Source organism: Kaistella treverensis, from assembly GCF_900114045.1.
Classification (GTDB): Bacteria; Bacteroidota; Bacteroidia; order Flavobacteriales; family Weeksellaceae; genus Kaistella; species Kaistella treverensis.
In genome coordinates this window covers 865,767-882,381 of record NZ_FORQ01000001.1, presented here as the reverse complement: position 1 = coordinate 882,381, position 16,615 = coordinate 865,767, and the positions used below count along the sequence as shown (strand labels likewise).

General features: G+C 39.8%; 12 protein-coding genes. 5 read left to right on the top strand and 7 right to left on the bottom strand.

Going from position 1 to position 16,615, the window contains the following annotated elements; translation table 11 throughout:
* Nucleotides 1-214: 214 nt before the first annotated feature.
* The 6 genes from BMZ55_RS04195 to BMZ55_RS04170 form a co-directional block, all read right to left on the bottom strand.
* Nucleotides 215-2,782, bottom strand: coding sequence for a TonB-dependent receptor (locus BMZ55_RS04195; RefSeq protein WP_089818911.1), 2,568 nt, complete (start codon nucleotides 2,780-2,782; stop codon nucleotides 215-217).
* A gap of 122 nt (nucleotides 2,783-2,904) precedes the next feature.
* Entirely contained in the window at nucleotides 2,905-3,942 is a 1,038-nt protein-coding gene (gene mltG, locus BMZ55_RS04190; protein WP_089818909.1) for an endolytic transglycosylase MltG, read from the bottom strand.
* Between the two features lie 14 nt (nucleotides 3,943-3,956).
* The gene (gene dapF, locus BMZ55_RS04185; RefSeq protein ID WP_089818907.1) at nucleotides 3,957-4,733 is read right to left on the bottom strand and encodes a diaminopimelate epimerase; all 777 of its coding nucleotides are present in this window, start codon (nucleotides 4,731-4,733) and stop codon (nucleotides 3,957-3,959) included.
* 85 nt (nucleotides 4,734-4,818) lie between these two features.
* Entirely contained in the window at nucleotides 4,819-5,490 is a 672-nt protein-coding gene (pnuC, locus tag BMZ55_RS04180) for a nicotinamide riboside transporter PnuC (protein WP_089818905.1), read from the bottom strand.
* A gap of 147 nt (nucleotides 5,491-5,637) precedes the next feature.
* Entirely contained in the window at nucleotides 5,638-5,949 is a 312-nt protein-coding gene (locus BMZ55_RS04175) for a rhodanese-like domain-containing protein (protein ID WP_089818903.1), read from the bottom strand.
* A gap of 67 nt (nucleotides 5,950-6,016) precedes the next feature.
* Nucleotides 6,017-6,625 (bottom strand): Crp/Fnr family transcriptional regulator, encoded by a 609-nt coding sequence (locus BMZ55_RS04170; RefSeq protein ID WP_089818901.1) that lies wholly within the window; start codon nucleotides 6,623-6,625, stop codon nucleotides 6,017-6,019.
* A 201-nt stretch (nucleotides 6,626-6,826) separates the two neighbouring features.
* Between BMZ55_RS04170 and BMZ55_RS04165 the strand changes: the two genes are divergently transcribed.
* From BMZ55_RS04165 to rlmF, 4 genes are all read left to right on the top strand, one after another.
* Nucleotides 6,827-8,302: an amino acid permease gene (locus BMZ55_RS04165; protein ID WP_089818899.1), complete on the top strand. Its 1,476-nt coding sequence runs from the start codon at nucleotides 6,827-6,829 to the stop codon at nucleotides 8,300-8,302.
* A 46-nt stretch (nucleotides 8,303-8,348) separates the two neighbouring features.
* On the top strand, nucleotides 8,349-9,374 hold the full coding sequence (locus tag BMZ55_RS04160) for a WD40/YVTN/BNR-like repeat-containing protein (RefSeq protein WP_089818897.1): 1,026 nt from the start codon (nucleotides 8,349-8,351) through the stop codon (nucleotides 9,372-9,374).
* 147 nt (nucleotides 9,375-9,521) lie between these two features.
* Nucleotides 9,522-10,880: an oxygen-independent coproporphyrinogen III oxidase gene (hemN, locus tag BMZ55_RS04155; protein WP_089818895.1), complete on the top strand. Its 1,359-nt coding sequence runs from the start codon at nucleotides 9,522-9,524 to the stop codon at nucleotides 10,878-10,880.
* Nucleotides 10,881-10,980: 100 nt separating this feature from the next.
* Complete coding sequence (gene rlmF / locus BMZ55_RS04150; RefSeq protein ID WP_089818893.1) at nucleotides 10,981-11,946, top strand: 23S rRNA (adenine(1618)-N(6))-methyltransferase RlmF; 966 nt, start codon at nucleotides 10,981-10,983, stop codon at nucleotides 11,944-11,946.
* A gap of 354 nt (nucleotides 11,947-12,300) precedes the next feature.
* Here the strand turns inward: rlmF and BMZ55_RS04145 are convergent, their stop codons facing one another.
* Nucleotides 12,301-13,308 (bottom strand): SDR family oxidoreductase, encoded by a 1,008-nt coding sequence (locus BMZ55_RS04145; protein ID WP_089818890.1) that lies wholly within the window; start codon nucleotides 13,306-13,308, stop codon nucleotides 12,301-12,303.
* Between the two features lie 388 nt (nucleotides 13,309-13,696).
* Between BMZ55_RS04145 and secD the strand changes: the two genes are divergently transcribed.
* Nucleotides 13,697-16,609, top strand: a complete 2,913-nt coding sequence (gene secD / locus BMZ55_RS04140; RefSeq protein WP_089818888.1) for a protein translocase subunit SecD — start codon at nucleotides 13,697-13,699, stop codon at nucleotides 16,607-16,609.
* Nucleotides 16,610-16,615 lie beyond the last annotated feature (6 nt).

The following is a 16,615-nucleotide window of genomic DNA, read 5'->3' as shown; positions in this document are numbered from 1 at the left end:
TATGCCTGATTTTTTTTGGCTTATTGAGTTCAACTAATATTTAAAAAAGAAAAAAATGCTGTTTTAGGAGGAATTTTTTGAAAATTTTAAAACAGAAAAATTCCGTGCTTTAGCAGCAAATTTTTGAAAAATTTAAAACAAAAAAAAATGCCCTTTTAACGCCTAAAAAAAGTCCCGCAAAAAGCGGGACTTTAATTTTAATTTAATTCATCAATTACATTGGTGGACCTTGTTCTTCGTCGCCGCTGGAATTGCTGTTGATGTCTTTTTTACGTTTCGGACCTTCCACTTTATCACCCTGTTTAAAGCGGTAGCTCAGTGAAATGCTGAACTGGCGCGGCTGCCACTGCATAAAGCTGTACTGCGAATACGTTGGCGTGGTGGTTAAATTCTCACGCGTTCTGGTGTTGAAAATATCCTGAATGTTGAAAGAAATTGTTCCGTCTCCTTTCCAAATGGTTTGGCTTGCACCAAGATTCACAGCATACATCGGCTCTCTGGTTTGCGAAACTGTATTTTCGGCACCGCGGTAGAAACCCTGGATCTGGAAACTTGTAGTTTTTGTTGGTTTAAAAGTACTTGTCAAACGGAATCTGGTAGAAAATCCGTCTCCGGAGAAATCGAAATCTTCATAAGAACCTTCGTTTTTATATCCGTAAAGATCTGCACTCGCCATCAATTTCCACCATTTGAACGGATCAAAAGTCGCATTGATGTCTACACCATATTGTGTTTCTGTACCAGCGTTTACCGGCATTGTGTAAATCACTGTATTTCCGTCTGCGTTCAGGCCGCTGTATTGGTAGAAGTTAACTTCGTCCTCAGACTTTTTGTAATATAAAGTTGGGTTAAAAGTAACTTTGCTTTTCGATAAGCTGTAACCTAATTCGAAAGAGTTTTCGTAAGTCGGGTTCAAATCCGGATTTCCGCTGAATAAGTTTCTGTTGTTATTATACGACATAAACGGAATTAGGAAAAACGAGCGCGGACGGTTGATTCTTCGGGAATAATTTAAAAGCAACTGATTGTTTTTGTTTAAATCATAACTTAAAAATGCACTAGGGAAGAATTTAAGATAATTCTTATCAACACTGATTTTTTCAGCATCGCTTACACGCTGGAAATCTACGCTGATGTCCGTATTTTCAGCTCTTAAACCCAATTGATAACCGAAATTATTGATTTTGCTTTTGAACTGTGCGTAACCCGCAAGCACGTTTTCGTTATAAGAAGTGGTGCTGGTGAAATTTGGTAAAATTTCTACCGGACCGTTATTTCTGCTCTCGTCTACGAAGTAATCGTAATCGTTTTTATTTGCATCGAAACGCGCGCCCGCTTCAATTTTAGATGATTCACCAATCGGCAATTCATAATCTGCTTTTGCTAAATATTTGGTGTTTTCCGAAGTGGTAAGAATATTATTAAAACTACTTGTAACAACATCAAATTCGTTATCATAACCGTTTTCTGTAATGTAAGATGTTCCGTCGCTTTTGCTTTTCTGATAACTTCCCGCCAAAGAGATTGCCTGACCGTTATCGTCAATTTTTAAGTCATAACCCAAATCACCCTGGAAAGAGTTGTTTACGCTGGTTCCGGTATTTAATCTGTTGGTAAACTGTTCCTCAATAGTGTAGGGCACGTTTGGATAAGTTGCACTGTTACGGTCTTTTTTAATAACGCTGTCGAAGTAATTGGTTTCGCCCGTAGATTCATTATTGAAAGTTCGAAACATTACCGACGCATTTAGCGAAGATTTGTCGGTTAAATCAACCACAAATCCTGTCGTTACGTTGTAATTTTTATTTTCACCATCGTTGCTTCCGCGCTGAATGGATTTCATTGAAAAACCGTCGTTCAATCCTGCAGGGTCGAGGAAAGAATTAAATTCGGAATTATTTTGAGATTTATTTCGGCTGTAGCCGCCACCACCATTGATGTAATACGTCCAGGCGCCTTTTCTCCAGCTTAAATTGGTATTCAAACGCGTTGTCGGCAAATAACCAACAGTTCCTTCAACACTACCGTTAAAACCGACTTTTTTGGATTTTTTCAGAATGATATTCAGGATTCCCGCAGTTCCGCTCGCTTCGTATTTTGACGACGGATTTGTAATTACCTCAATTCTTTCGATCTGGTCTGCTGGGATAGACTGTAATGCGTTCGCACCGTCATCAATTCCTAACATTGAGGAAGGTTTTCCGTTGATCAAAAATCTGATATTGGAATTTCCACGCATGGAAACGGTTCCGTCTGTATCCACATCCACGGAAGGAACGTTTGCTAAAACATCCTGAAGATTTCCACCTTTTGCTACGATGTCCAAAGATGGATCATACACTTTTTTATCGATTTCCACGCGGTAAGCTTTGGTAGCCTGCGCGGTAATTACGACACCCTGAATGTCTGAAGTTTTGGTATTGGTGATGGAAGCTTCCGGCTGCACGGTAAAGTTTCCGAGGTTGCCCGATGTAGAAATTTGCTTGTTAAGCGTTGATTTTTTAAAATCGATAGCTTCAACGATAATGTCGTAGTTTCCGGGAGTTAAAGCGATTTGGAAAGCGCCCTGTTCATCTGCCAAAGTGGCATCGCTGAACATTTTGTTCGCTTTGTTGCTGAAAGTTACTGATGCGTAAGGCACTGCCGCGTTTTGCGGTCCTACTACTTTTCCGCTTACGTTTATTTTTTCCTGTGCAAAAGCTAAACTTGCTGCACCTAAAACGAAAGCTAGTCCTAAAGTTCGTTTCTTAATGATGGATGAAATCTCAATCCTGTTCCTCATAATATTAGTTTATCCTTGTACTGATTACTTATTTCTATAAAAGTTAAAATAAATGTTTGTTTGAAAATTATCAAATTCAAAAAAAAACGGCTTAAAACACCGAAATTTTTCATTTTTTAAAATTATCTGATGTTTTTAGAATTCAACCACTGTTGATAATCCTTCGCGTTTTTTGCGTGTTCGGTGTCACTTGCGGTGAAGCGGTGAAAACCAAGCCTGTCAGGATCTGCCGCCATGAAGATAAAATCATTTTTTTCAGCATTCAAAACCGCGTCTACCGAATTTTTATCGACCATACAAATTGGCCCCGGCGGAATGCCTGCTGAAAAATAAGTGTTGTATGGCGAAGCTTCGCGCAAATGCTTATATAAAACCCTTTTTATCGGAGTTCCTTCGAAATTATTCGCCTTGTTTACCGCGTAAATTACCGTCGGATCACTTTGCAGTTTCATACCTTTTCGGTGGCGGTTCAAATATAATCCTGCAACCGTTTTCATTTCATCTGGTTTACCGCCAGTTTCTTTATAAACCAGCGATGCGAGCGCATAAATCTGGTCTCTGCTTAAACCGAGTTGCTGTTCTTTTGCTTTTCTTTCCGGAGTCCAAAAGTCGTTATATTCATCCTCGAATTTTTTAAAAAAATCGTCCGGCGTAACGGTCCAGAAAAAGTTGTACGTATCGATAAAGAAATATTTTTTCAAATCTTCGGCGTTTTTTAAACCTTTGTCTGCCGCTATTTTATTTAAATCTTCGGCAAATCGTAAGGAATCCAGTTCCGTTTTTTTAGCCACTTTTCCGATCATTTGGTAAACCGTAAAAAAATCCCCAATCCGGAAGGAATTTTCTGTTTGGTTCCCGGCTTTAATCATATTTACCAAATGCGTATTATCTGTTCCGGCTTCAATTTTATATCGTCCGGCCTGGAAAAAGCGGTCCATATTTTTGCTTTTGGCAACTTCCTCGAAATCTTCTTTATTCTTCAGGAAAGGCGAAATTGAATCTAAAATCGATTCAAAATTTGCGCTGTGCGGAATTAATACATAGCCTTCTTTTGCCACATTATTGCCGTAAAATTTCTGGTAATATTTGTAGCCGAAAAAACCGCCGACCACCAAAAGCAGAATTGCAATAATTGAAATAATTCGCGCGTTTTGTTTCATTTTTTGTTGATATCTTATAAATCGAATTTTCCTTTAAAAACCTGTTTTGCAGGACCTTCGAGCCAAATATTTTTAAAGCCTTCACCGTCACGTTCCGCATAAACTTTCAGGTTTCCACCCAAAACTTTCACTTTCACCGAGGGCAATTTTTTATCTTTCAGAAAAACCAAGGCTGCGGCTGTCGCGCCTGTTCCACAGCTGAAAGTTTCATCTTCCACGCCGCGCTCATAGGTTCGGATAAAAATTTCGTTTTCCGCAATTTTTTCCACGAAATTCACATTAATTCCATCCTCACAATAAGACGCTGAATTTCGGATTTTGTTACCCTTTTCGAAAACTTTATAATCTTTTAACATTTCTACAAACGTCACGAAATGGGGCGAACCTGTATTTAGCTCAAAATCAGCATCAATTTTTTTAATGGAATCCACATCGATCATTTTAAGTTTAACAGTTCCGTTGTGAATTTCGGCTTCATGTAAACCATCGATGGCAGTAAAAGTGGTGTGATTCTCGAAAATATCCAGAAAATGTGCGAAAGCCACGAGACAGCGGCCGCCGTTTCCGCACATGGTGCTTTCATTTCCGTCGGAGTTGTAATACACCATTTTGAAATCCGCTTTGGGATCGTTTTCAAGCAGAATAAGTCCGTCGCCACCGATGCCGAAGCGTCGGTCGCAGAGATTTTCAATGATTTCGCGCTCTTTCGGGAATTGAAGATCGCGGTTATCGATCATGACAAAGTCATTTCCGGTGCCCTGATATTTAAAAAATTCGATGGTATTTTGCATAAAAATTATGGTTTTTAGCCCGAAATTTTGGGATTGCAAAGATACTCAATTCTTTATCAAAAGCCGAGCAGACGCATAGATTTCGTCAGTTGGCGTGATTGGCTTTAGGAGCCTTTTTCCATTCGATCAGGCCGGCGATGGCCATCACTGTAAAAACTACGTACTGAATAGAAGTGATTCCCAAACCTTTGTAAATCATCATCGGAATGCAGATAATGTCGCCGATGATCCAGAAAATCCAGTTTTCGATTTTGCGTTTTGCCATCAGCCACATTCCGACGAGGAAGATTGCCGTAGTGAAAACATCCAGCCAGTTCGCCCAATCTAAATGATATAAACCAAGTTCCACGTTTTGCATTGAAAATTCGTTGTCGATAAAAGGCTTGTAATAATAAACCAAAGTGACGAGAATTAAACTCAGCGCAAATAAAATTCCGGCAAAAAACCAGTCTTTTTTTGTTGCCCAGGAAACTTCGACATGGATGTGGTCTTCCGAACTTTTAGACCAAAGAATCCAGCCGTAGATGCTCATCACGGTGTAATAGAAATTGATCATCATGTCGCCCAGCAAACCGAATTTGAACAGAATATAAACGTATAAAACCGTAGAAATTATCCCAGTCGGATAAACCCAGATATTTTTCTTTATCGAAAAATATACACTTAGAACTCCGAAAATTGTCGCAATAGCTTCAAGCGCGATCTGAAAATTATCGTAGGATTCGTAAGGTTTTAGGAAGAGTTCGTAGAAGTTCATGACTTCAAAGATAAGTTTTTAGAAAAATAAATTTCAACTTACGAACAGAATTCTAAATAGCTATAAAAGAAAAAAATGCCGTTTTAGCGGCATATTTTTATTTGAAAAAGAACGCGTCATTTTTTTCGGCGCATTTTGGGCATATTTTTATATTTTCTGGTTTAAACTTGCCCAACCGCCGCCATTGTGCACATCCGTAAAACCATTTTTCTGAAGGATGGTCTTCGCTGAAGCACTTCGCATTCCGGAAGCGCAACACGTGATAATGGTTTTACTTTTATCCTTTAGTTTGCCCAAATTATTTTCCAGCTGATCCACCGGAATATTCACCGAACCTTTGATGTGACCGCCCGCGTATTCACCTTTGCTGCGCACGTCTACGATTGTTGCACCGTTTTTTACCAGTTCGGCAAAATCGGTTTTACTGAAACCGAAAAAATTATTAATTGCATCTAACATTTTTTAAATTTTAATTGATTGATGATGCAAAAGTAAACTGCTGAAACTGCGCGTACCGTAATCTACATCACAGAAGCTTAATTTTACTCCGCGAAAGCTGTAGAATTTTCTCTTTTTCCATTTGCTTTAAAACGCGGCTCGTTGCTTCGCGCGTAATGCCGAGTTCGTCCGCCAGCTGCTGATGCGTCACCGAAATTTCTTTGGAATTATAAAGCTGCGCTTTCTGTCTAATGAGGTGCAGCAAACGCGTATCTGCTTTCTGAAAGGCCACGGAATTCACCACATCCAGCAATTCTTCAAAACGCTTCTGATACAAATCGAAAATAAATGCCGTCCAAGCCGGATATTTTTTCACCCATTCTTTGGCTTTGTCTGTCGGAATCAGCATGATGTCTGCGTCTTCTTCCACAATCGCTGTGATTTTTGAAGTTTCATTTTTCATTCCGGCCAGAATTGAAACGATGCAACTTTCGCCCGGCGTTAAATAATAAAGCAAAATTTCTCTGCCGTCTTCTTCGCTTCGGATGACTTTGATGCTGCCCGAAAACACCACCGGAATACTTTTGATATAAGCATCCATATTTACGATGGTTTCGCCGGCGGTAAAATGTTTCAGGTTTCCCGATGCTTCGATTTCCTTTACCAATTCTTCTTCAAAAATATCTTTTAAAATCATCCAATAAAGTTAACCAATTTTCAAAAGCAGCTTTTACCATTAAATCTTTTAAGTTTTAAAATGAAAAATGCGCAAATTCATTCTTTATCATGAAAGTCAGCTTTTTACTACTTTCAGTTGGCGATTGTAAAAGTTTTTTGAGGTAAAAACGTTAATAATTACTAAATTTTTATATTTTTGGAAATCTTAAACAAATAAAAAATGTCAAATCTTTGGAAAACGAAATCCCTCAGTCAGCTTTTAGAAACTGCCGAAGAATCAGAAAAAGGTCTTAAGAGAACGCTCAGCGCGACTTCTCTTGTAGCTTTAGGAATCGGTGCAATTATCGGAGCCGGACTGTTTTCTCTTACCGGAATCGCCGCTGCAGATAATGCTGGTCCTGCGGTAACTTATTCTTTTATTTTAGCTGCGCTAGGTTGTGCGTTTGCAGGTTTATGTTACGCTGAATTTGCCTCCATGATTCCGATCGCGGGTAGCGCATACACGTACTCCTACGCAACAATGGGTGAATTTATCGCCTGGATTATCGGTTGGGATTTGGTGCTGGAATATGCCTTGGGCGCCGCTACGGTAGCCGCTTCGTGGTCACAATATGTGGCGAAATTCCTCTTGACATTTGGCATCGAGTTACCAAATTCAGTTCTACATGGTCCCTGGGATGAAACTCCAGGTTATGTAAATTTACCTGCGATTTTAATTATTTGCCTACTTTCATTGCTTCTAATTAGAGGTACTAAAGAATCTGCATTTATCAATAACGTTCTCGTAATCCTAAAAGTAACCGTAGTTCTTGTGTTTATCGCACTTGGTTGGGGTTTCATCAATCCCGAAAATCATACGCCATTCATTCCAGTGAATCAAGGTGAAGTTTTGATGAATCAAGGTCAAATGGGCTTTTTTGAGTTTTTCAACAGTGAATATTTCGGGCACTACGGCTGGAGCGGAATTTTACGCGGTGCTGGAGTTGTATTTTTTGCTTTCATCGGTTTTGATGCGGTAAGTACGGCTGCGCAGGAAGCAAAAAACCCACAGAAAGGAATGCCAATCGGTATCATTGGTTCCCTGATCATCTGTACCATTTTATATGTCTTGTTTTCATACGTTTTGACAGGTCTAGAAAACTATCTGAATTTCAAAGGTGATGCAAGTCCGGTAACTACTGCGTTTGCTAAAACTGGTTATACTTTCCTTAATTCAGCATTAACCATCGCGATTATTGCGGGCTACACTTCGGTAATGTTGGTGATGCTGATGGGCCAAAGCCGCGTTTTCTACAGTATGAGTATCGACGGTTTGTTGCCAAAATTCTTCAGCGATGTTAGTGAAAAAAGACACACCCCATGGAAAACCAACGTTATTTTCATGATTTTCGTGAGTTTGTTCGCGGGATTTGTGCCGGTTTCCGATCTGGGTCACATGGTAAGTATCGGAACTTTGTTTGCGTTTGCTTTGGTTTGTATTGGCGTGATCGTGATGAGAAAAACGAATCCGAATGCCGTGCGTGGTTTCCGCGTTCCTTTTGTTCCGTTTTTACCCATTCTCGGCGTTATCATCTGCGTCGCTTTGATGGCAGGTTTACCGATCGAAAGCTGGGAGCGTTTGGGAATTTGGCTCTTGCTCGGCTTGATAATCTATTTTGTTTACAGTAGAAAGCATTCGAAAATGAATCAAAAATAAAATAAGATCCCGCCTTTTTAGCGGGATTTTTTAAAAATAATCAACAATGAAAAAATTTTTGCTGTGTATTTTTGCTTTTTTAAATATGTGGAGTTTCGCTCAAAAAGTTGAAATTCAAACTTTGTTAAATGACAATATTTCCATTCGTGCTTTAGAAATCTGGGATGGAAAAGTTTGGTATTCCGGAACGGATTCAAAATTTGGTTATGTAAATCTATGCGATTCAACCGACAAAAAACAGGTGAAATTGTTCGAAAAAAATCTGCAGTTCCGGACTTTAGCTCAAAACCAAACGCATTTTTACGCCATCAATATTGAAAGTCCGGCGTACTTTTTTAAAATCGATAAGAAAACAATGCAGTCGGAAATCATCTACACCGATTCTGCAAAAAATGCCTTCTACGACGCCTTATTTTTTAATGGTGAAAATTTTTTCAGCTTTAGCGATCCCGAAGAAAATTTAAAGTTAAAACTGGCAAAATTTTCAGATCACAATAAGTTCGAAATAAATTTTCTTCACGATGAGGTTAAACTTAAAAAAGGCGAAGCCGCTTTTGCTGCAAGCAATACAAACATTGCCGGCTTTAATAATGCAATTTGGATTGCGACCGGCGGCATTGCTTCAAGGACTTTAAAACTAAACCTTACAACGGGAAAAATTCAAATTTTTGAAACGCCGTTCGTTCAGGGAACTTCTTCGCAGGGAATTTATTCCATCGATTTCTTAGATGAAAATTTTGGAATTGCTGTAGGCGGCGATTATATGAAACAAGCGGAAAACATCAACAATATCGCTACAACTAAAAACGGCGGAAAAACCTGGCAAATTCAGGCTTCCGGAAAAAATGGCGGCTACAAAACCTGCGTGAAATTCCGCCCGAATTCCAACGGAAAAGACATCATCGCCGTCGGCGACCTAAACATCGAATTTTCTGAGGATTACGGCAAAACGTGGAAAACCATTTCCGAAGAAAAAGGCCTGTACGTCTGCGATTGGATTGATGAAAATAACCTCGTTTTTGCCGGTAAAAACCGCATTATTAAAATGAAAATCAACACGAAAACTAAATAAATTCTTTTCCAAAATTTATTTTAAACCTGACTAAACTCATTATCGCGCGGTAGAACTTTCGGTGTTTCCTTTCAGCATCGTTAACTTATTTTGTACTTTTGCACAGTGAAATTTCAAAACGAAATTCCGAAATAAAATCTACTTCCGATGAATTCTTTAATCGACAAATATAATATTCCCGGCCCGCGCTACACCTCTTATCCAACCGTTCCTTTTTGGGACGACGCGAGTTTTACCGGCGATTTGTGGCAAAAATCTGTAATTAAAACCTTTAATGAAACCAACGATACCGAAGGTATTTCGCTCTATATTCACCTGCCGTTTTGCGAGCAGTTATGCACTTTTTGTGCTTGCCACAAGCGAATCACGAAACAGCATTCCGTAGAAACGCCGTATCTGGAATCGGTTTTAAAGGAATGGGATTTATATTTAAAAGTATTCGGCAGAACACCGAAAATTAAAGAACTTCACCTCGGCGGCGGCACACCGACATTTTTCTCTCCCGCAAACCTGAGAATTTTGCTTGAAGGTATTTTTGCAAAAGCAGAAATCGCTGAGCATCCGGAATTTTCTTTTGAAGGTCACCCGAATAATACAACGCGGGAACATTTACAGACTTTATATGATCTCGGTTTCCGCCGCGCAAGTTTTGGCGTGCAGGATTATGACCCGACAGTTCAGAAAGCCATCAACAGAATCCAGCCTTTTGAAAATGTAAAAAATGTGACCGAAATGGCCCGAGAAATTGGCTACAGAAGCATTTCTCATGATTTGGTTTTCGGTTTGCCTTTCCACACCTGGGAAAAAATGGAATTCACCATCCGCAAAACTTTAGAGCTGAAGCCAGACCGTTTGGCGTTTTATTCTTACGCGCACGTGCCGTGGATTAAAGGCGTTGGGCAAAGAGGTTTCGATGAAAATGATTTGCCAAGCGGCGAAGAAAAACGTAAACTATATACCAACGGTAAAAAATTGCTCGAAGAATTGGGCTACATTGAAGTGGGAATGGACCATTTCGCTTTGCCGCACGATGACCTTTACCAATCCATGATTTCAGGCGAAATTCACCGGAATTTCATGGGTTACACTTCCAGCAAAACCAAACTGATGGTTGGTCTGGGGATGTCCGCGATTTCCGATTCCTGGTACGCCTTTGCGCAAAGCAATAAAACCGTTGAAGAATACCAGAAACTCGTGGAAGAAGGCATTATTCCTGTGGTGAAAGGTCATGTTTTAAATGAAGAAGATTTAATTATCAGAAAACATATTTTGAACTTGATGTGCCGTCTGGAAACTTCCTGGGATTTGCAGAACAGCTTCCCCGAAATTGAAAATTCCTTGAAAGCCTTAGAAGAAATGGAAGCCGACGGTTTGGTGGAAATTTCTGAAAATTCCATTAAAATTACCGAAAGAGGCCGCGCTTTCACCAGAAATGTCGCGATGACTTTTGATCTTCGCATGCTTCGGAATAAACCCGAAACCCGAATATTTTCAATGACGATTTAAAATAAAAGCGGCTGAAAAGTCGCTTTTTTAATTTGATTATTTTTAAACGCCTCGTTTTCCTTTATATTTACTAAAAATTTGCCCAAATAACGCCCAAAAAATGTCATCAGAAAAAAATATAACTGAAAAAGCACGCCTTCACCCGCGAAATAAAAACCGCGAAAAATATGATCTGGAAGCTTTGCTTAAAGTTCAGCCCGACTTGGAAAAGCATATAAAGCCCAATAAATACGGCGAAAATTCATTGGATTTCGCAAATCCCGCCGCGGTGAAACTTTTAAATAAAGCGCTGCTTCATCATTATTACGGCATTGAAAAGTGGGATTTTCCGGATGAAAACCTCACACCACCAATTCCTGGCCGCGCAGATTATATCCATTTTATGGCAGATTTGCTTTCGCAAAGCAATTTCGGAACGATGCCGGAAGGTGAAAAAATCACCTGTCTTGATATCGGTGTTGGTGCCAGCGCAGTTTACCCGATCATCGGTGTTGCCGAATATGGATGGAATTTTATCGGTTCAGATATTGACGAAAAATCCCTCGATTCAGCCCAGAAAATTGTGGACGAAAATCCAAAGCTGAAAGATAAAATCACTCTTCGGTTTCAGAAAGATTCGCATCAGATTTTTAAAGGCATTATCGAAAATGAAGAAAAAATCGATTTGACTTTCTGCAATCCGCCATTTCACGCGTCGAATGAAGATGCTGAAAAAGGCTCGCGCCGAAAAGTGCAAAATTTGGTCAAAAAGCAGGTAAAAAAAGCAGAGCTAAATTTTTCCGGACTTCAGAGCGAGCTGATTTACGACGGTGGCGAAGCGGCTTTCATCCACAAAATGATGGCCGAGAGTAAGGAATTTTCGGAAAACTGCTATTGGTTTTCGACTTTGGTTTCGAAACAATCGAATTTGAAGGGAATTTATAAAACTTTAAATGACTTTGAAGTCACTGGACTGAAAACCATTCCGCTCGGCACCGGCAATAAATCCAGCCGCATTATCGCCTGGACTTTTCTTACCAAAGAAGATCAGAAAAAATGGCGCGAGACGCGCTGGCGTACAAAATAAATTGGCGGCTAAATGGGTGTTTTTTTCAAAATAAATTATTGATGAACACCGACGAAATTTTATTAAAACTAACTGAGATAAATAAAACCAGACAACTGCCGAAATTGAGCGCTCGGAAATGTTTAATAACGTTTCGATCTACGCCAATCATTTTATCGAAGGACTTTCTATGGTAAAAGCTTTTCGGGATAATGACGTCGATTCGCTAAAAGATGTCTGGAAAAAGTGAAATAAATTTTTAAATTTATCATCAGCAAATCAAAAAAAATATGCCCCTAAAGCGGCATATTTTTTCATATTAGAATGAGAGAAATTTAATTAAAAAAAATTCGCTGTTAAAGGGCCAAATTTTTATTATTCTTCTTGTTGAACTTTATTTTTGGTTGCTGCATTTACAAGTAAAAATCCGAGTGCGACACCTACAACGGTCATCATTAAAGTCTGCGTTTTTTTCGATGGTAATTTTACCGCCATTTCACCGTAAATCCGGTGCGGATCTTTCGAGGGTCGCCGCACATTTCCATCGGTATTGGTATTTGCGTCGGGTTTCATATTGAGACGCAAAAGCGCCGATGCTGTATTGATGATGGTTTCCGGAAAAAAGCTATACATAATTTTCGCCATTTTCGCATAACCGTCGGTGATAATGCTTTTTTGCGGATTTTTTGCTGCTTCCACCATTTGCGCTGCCAGCTGTCGAGGATCTACGGAAAAAGGTGGAATTTTAAAATTGAGGCCGCTGTATTTTGCGGAGTGCATATTTCCGGTAGAACGCTGGATTCCGGCATATAAACCGACGATGTGGATATTTGGTTCATTGGAAAGTTCGCCCTGCAGACCTTCCACCATTCCGCGGATACCGAATTTTGTGGTGGAATATGCGGTAGAATAGGGAGCCGGCATCCAACCGCCGATGGAAACATTATTAATTAAAACACCTTCGCCCTGCTTTTTAAAAATCGGAATGACGGCGTGTGCGCCGTGAACAAAACCCAGAAGATTGGTTTTAATGACCTGATCGGTGGTTTCAATCGGGATTTCTTCGAATTTTCCGCTTGCCATTACTCCGGCATTATTCACCCAAACATCAATTCTGCCATTGAACTGCAAAGCTTTTTCAGCTAAATTCTGAACCTGCGACGCGTCTGAAACATCAGTTTGAACACCGAGAGCGACAACGCCCAAATCGTGGCAGAGCGAAACTGTTTCATCTAATCCCTGCTTTCCGCGCGCGCCGATGACGACGTTGCAACCTTCCAGAGCGAAAGCTTCTGCAGCTGCGCGACCGATGCCGCTGGTGCCGCCTGTAATAACCACCGTTTTGCCGTGTAAAGCGCCGTAACTGATGTCTTTATCTTTCATAATACCGGGTTTTTGTTTGCAAAAGAGGCATCAATTTTTATGCAACTTTCTGTTTTTCAGCTTTCGGAGGTTTTATTATTAAACTTAAACGCGAAAAAATTGGGCGTTAAAACGGTAAAATTTTCAGATTTAGGTGTTTTAAAAATTTAAAATAAATACCATTATAGCAGGAAATTTTTAGCTGATGGAATTTAAATCTGAAAATAGTTCTACTTCCAGATCGGAAAAATTTGCCCAAACACCGGCAAATTTTTCTGGTTTTATACTTTAAAATTAACAGGTACAAGTTTATATTTTAATTTCGAAAGGAAATTGTTAAAACATTCTTAATTATATTGAAAATCATTATATTTGCCGACTATAATTTTAATGTTGTAAACTATTAACAATGCAAGGAAAAGGACTTATTACGCTGGTTGCGATTATTCTGGGACTTATTTGTCTAAATGAATTGTTACCAACATGGTATGCTGGTAAAATCGAAAGGCAGGCAACTGCACTGGCTGGCGGTGACCCTGTAAAATATCAGAAAGAAATGGCTCGTCTTTCTAAAGACACGCTGAACCTGGGTTTTACAAAATTGTATTATTCGCGGGCGAAAGAAAGAGAAATGAAGCTGGGTCTGGATTTGAAAGGTGGTATTAACGTGCTGTTGGAAATTAACCAAAGAGATTTGGTTAATGATTTAACACAATACTCTACCAATCCAATTCTTCTGGAAGCCCTTGACAGAACGGAAAAAGCGCAGAAAAATTCAACCAAAAATTATATCGATAATTTCTTTATTGAGTTTGATGCGGTAAATAAAGAAAAAGGTACCAACCTGAAACTGGCAGACCCGGAAATTTTCGGGAACACCAATCTTACCGAAATTAAATACAACTCTACCGACGAAGAGGTGAAAAATGTCGTACGAAATAAAATCAGCGCCTCTGAAAGTGCTGCTTACGAAGTTATCCGTACGCGTATCGACAAAATGGGTGTTACACAGCCAAATGTGCAGCGTGTGCCGGGAACCGGAAGAATTTCCGTGGAAATGCCGGGAAGTACAGATATAGACCGTGTAAAGAAAATGCTGGCAACCTCAGCGAAACTTCAGTTCTGGGAAGTACAGACTATTCAGGAAACTATTCCGTATTTACAGCAATTATCAACTGTAGTTCCGCTAAAAGCAGATTCTATTGGCGTGGCGAAAAATACGGATTTGATGAGTATGCTTCAGCTGAATTCTTTGCGTTCCAGCGGAGTTGGTAACGTAAAATTATCTGATACTGCGGCTGTAAACAAAATTTTAAATTCTACAGTTGCGAAAGAACTTCGTCCGGCAAACATTAAGTATACCCAGTTTATGTGGGGCTATAAACCGGAATCTAACGATCCCAATAATTTAACGCTGTACGCGATTCGTGGTAATATCAATCAGAAAGCTCCGGTTGACGGTGCTGTAGAATCTGCGCGTGTAAACTACGACGAAATGGGTAGAGTAGTTGTGGATATGCAGATGGACTCCAAAGGATCTAAAGACTGGAAAGCAATGACCGCGAAAAACGTAAACAAATCTGTTGCGGTTACGCTGGATAATGTGGTGTACACCGCACCGAATGTAGTGAACGAAATTCCGAACGGAAGAACCCAAATTTCCGGAAACTTTTCTCAGGAAGAAGCTCAGGATTTGGTGAATGTTTTAGATGCCGGGAAACTTCCTGCGAGCGCGAAAGTGGTTCAGGCAGAGGTGGTCGGGCCATCACTTGGAGCAGAATCCGTAAGTGCGGGAATGTATTCATTCATCATCGCTTTCCTTATTATTATTTTATATATGTTGTTCTACTACGGTGGAGCCGGTGTTTACGCGATTATTGCCATTTCCTTTAACCTGTTCTACCTGATGGGAATTATGGATTCAGTAGATGCCACGCTCACACTTCCTGGTATCGCAGGTATCGTGCTTTCCATGGCGATGTCCATAGATGCGAACGTAATTGTATATGAAAGAACCAAGGAGGAACTCTTTGCCGGAAAAAATATTCGTGAAGCTTATAATGAAGGTTTCAAATCCTCGCTTTCTGCGATTATCGACGGTAATATTACCTCACTGCTTACTGCGGTGGTTCTCTATATTTTCGGAACCGGACCTATTCAGGGATTTGCGGTTACATTAGGAATCGGTATTATCCTTTCGATGTTTACGTGTGTACTTCTTACACGAGTTCTTATTTTCAGCAGATTGGAAAAAGGAAAAACACTTTCAGTTTGGACTAAATTCAGTAAGAATATTTTTAGAAACTCATGGTTCGATTTCATTGGAAAAAGAAAATACGCTTATATTTTCTCCGGAATTCTAACGATAGTCTGTTTAGTTTCTATTTTCACGCAAGGGTTTAAATTTGGAGTAGATTTTCAGGGCGGAAGAAGTTATGTAGTACGATTTGTGGATCCGGTGGTGGCTGATGAGGCCGCTGTAAATTTAGAAAAACAATTTGTAGACGCAGAAGGGCAGAGAAATGCAGTCGACGTTAAAACATACGGAAACAGCAGCCAGCTGAAAATTACAACCGATTACAGGATTGATGAGGAGAGCCTCGAAGCTGATCAGGATGTAGAACGTAAACTCTTCGCTGGTCTCAAACCTTATCTCCCGACCAATGCAAAGCTTAGCGAATTCAAAGATTCGGGTAGTAATTATGGAATTATCAACTCAGTGAAAGTAGGACCGACGGTGGCAGATGATATTAAATCAGGCGGAGTAATTGCTTTGCTGGTCGCACTTGCCGGTATTTTCCTTTACATTCTTTTGCGATTCAAAAGATGGCAGTTTTCTACAGGAGCTATTGCATCTTTACTTCATGATGCCATCATAATTTTAGGAGTTTACTCACTTTTGAAAAACGTGATGCCATTCAATATGGAGATCAATCAGGATTTTATTGCAGCGATCTTAACCGTACTAGGTTATTCCATCAATGATACTGTAATTATCTTCGACAGAATCCGGGAATATTTAGGTGAGAAAAAAGCGGTTACTCTTGAAGGTTTGTTTAATGATTCCATCTCGAGTACATTAGGTAGAACCTTTAACACCGCCTTTATGACCTTCCTCGTTATTCTCGCTATTTTTGTCTTTGGTGGAGAAAATTTAAGAGGCTTTATGTTTGCGCTTCTGATCGGAGTCGGCTTTGGTACCTATTCCACCTGGTTTATTGCTTCTGCTGTATCTTATGATCTGCTTAAGAAAAAGGGTGTGGAAGGAACCAAGAAAAGTCTTATCGCTGAAAAGCCTGTAGTGGTAGAAACTGGCGAGTAATCTTAA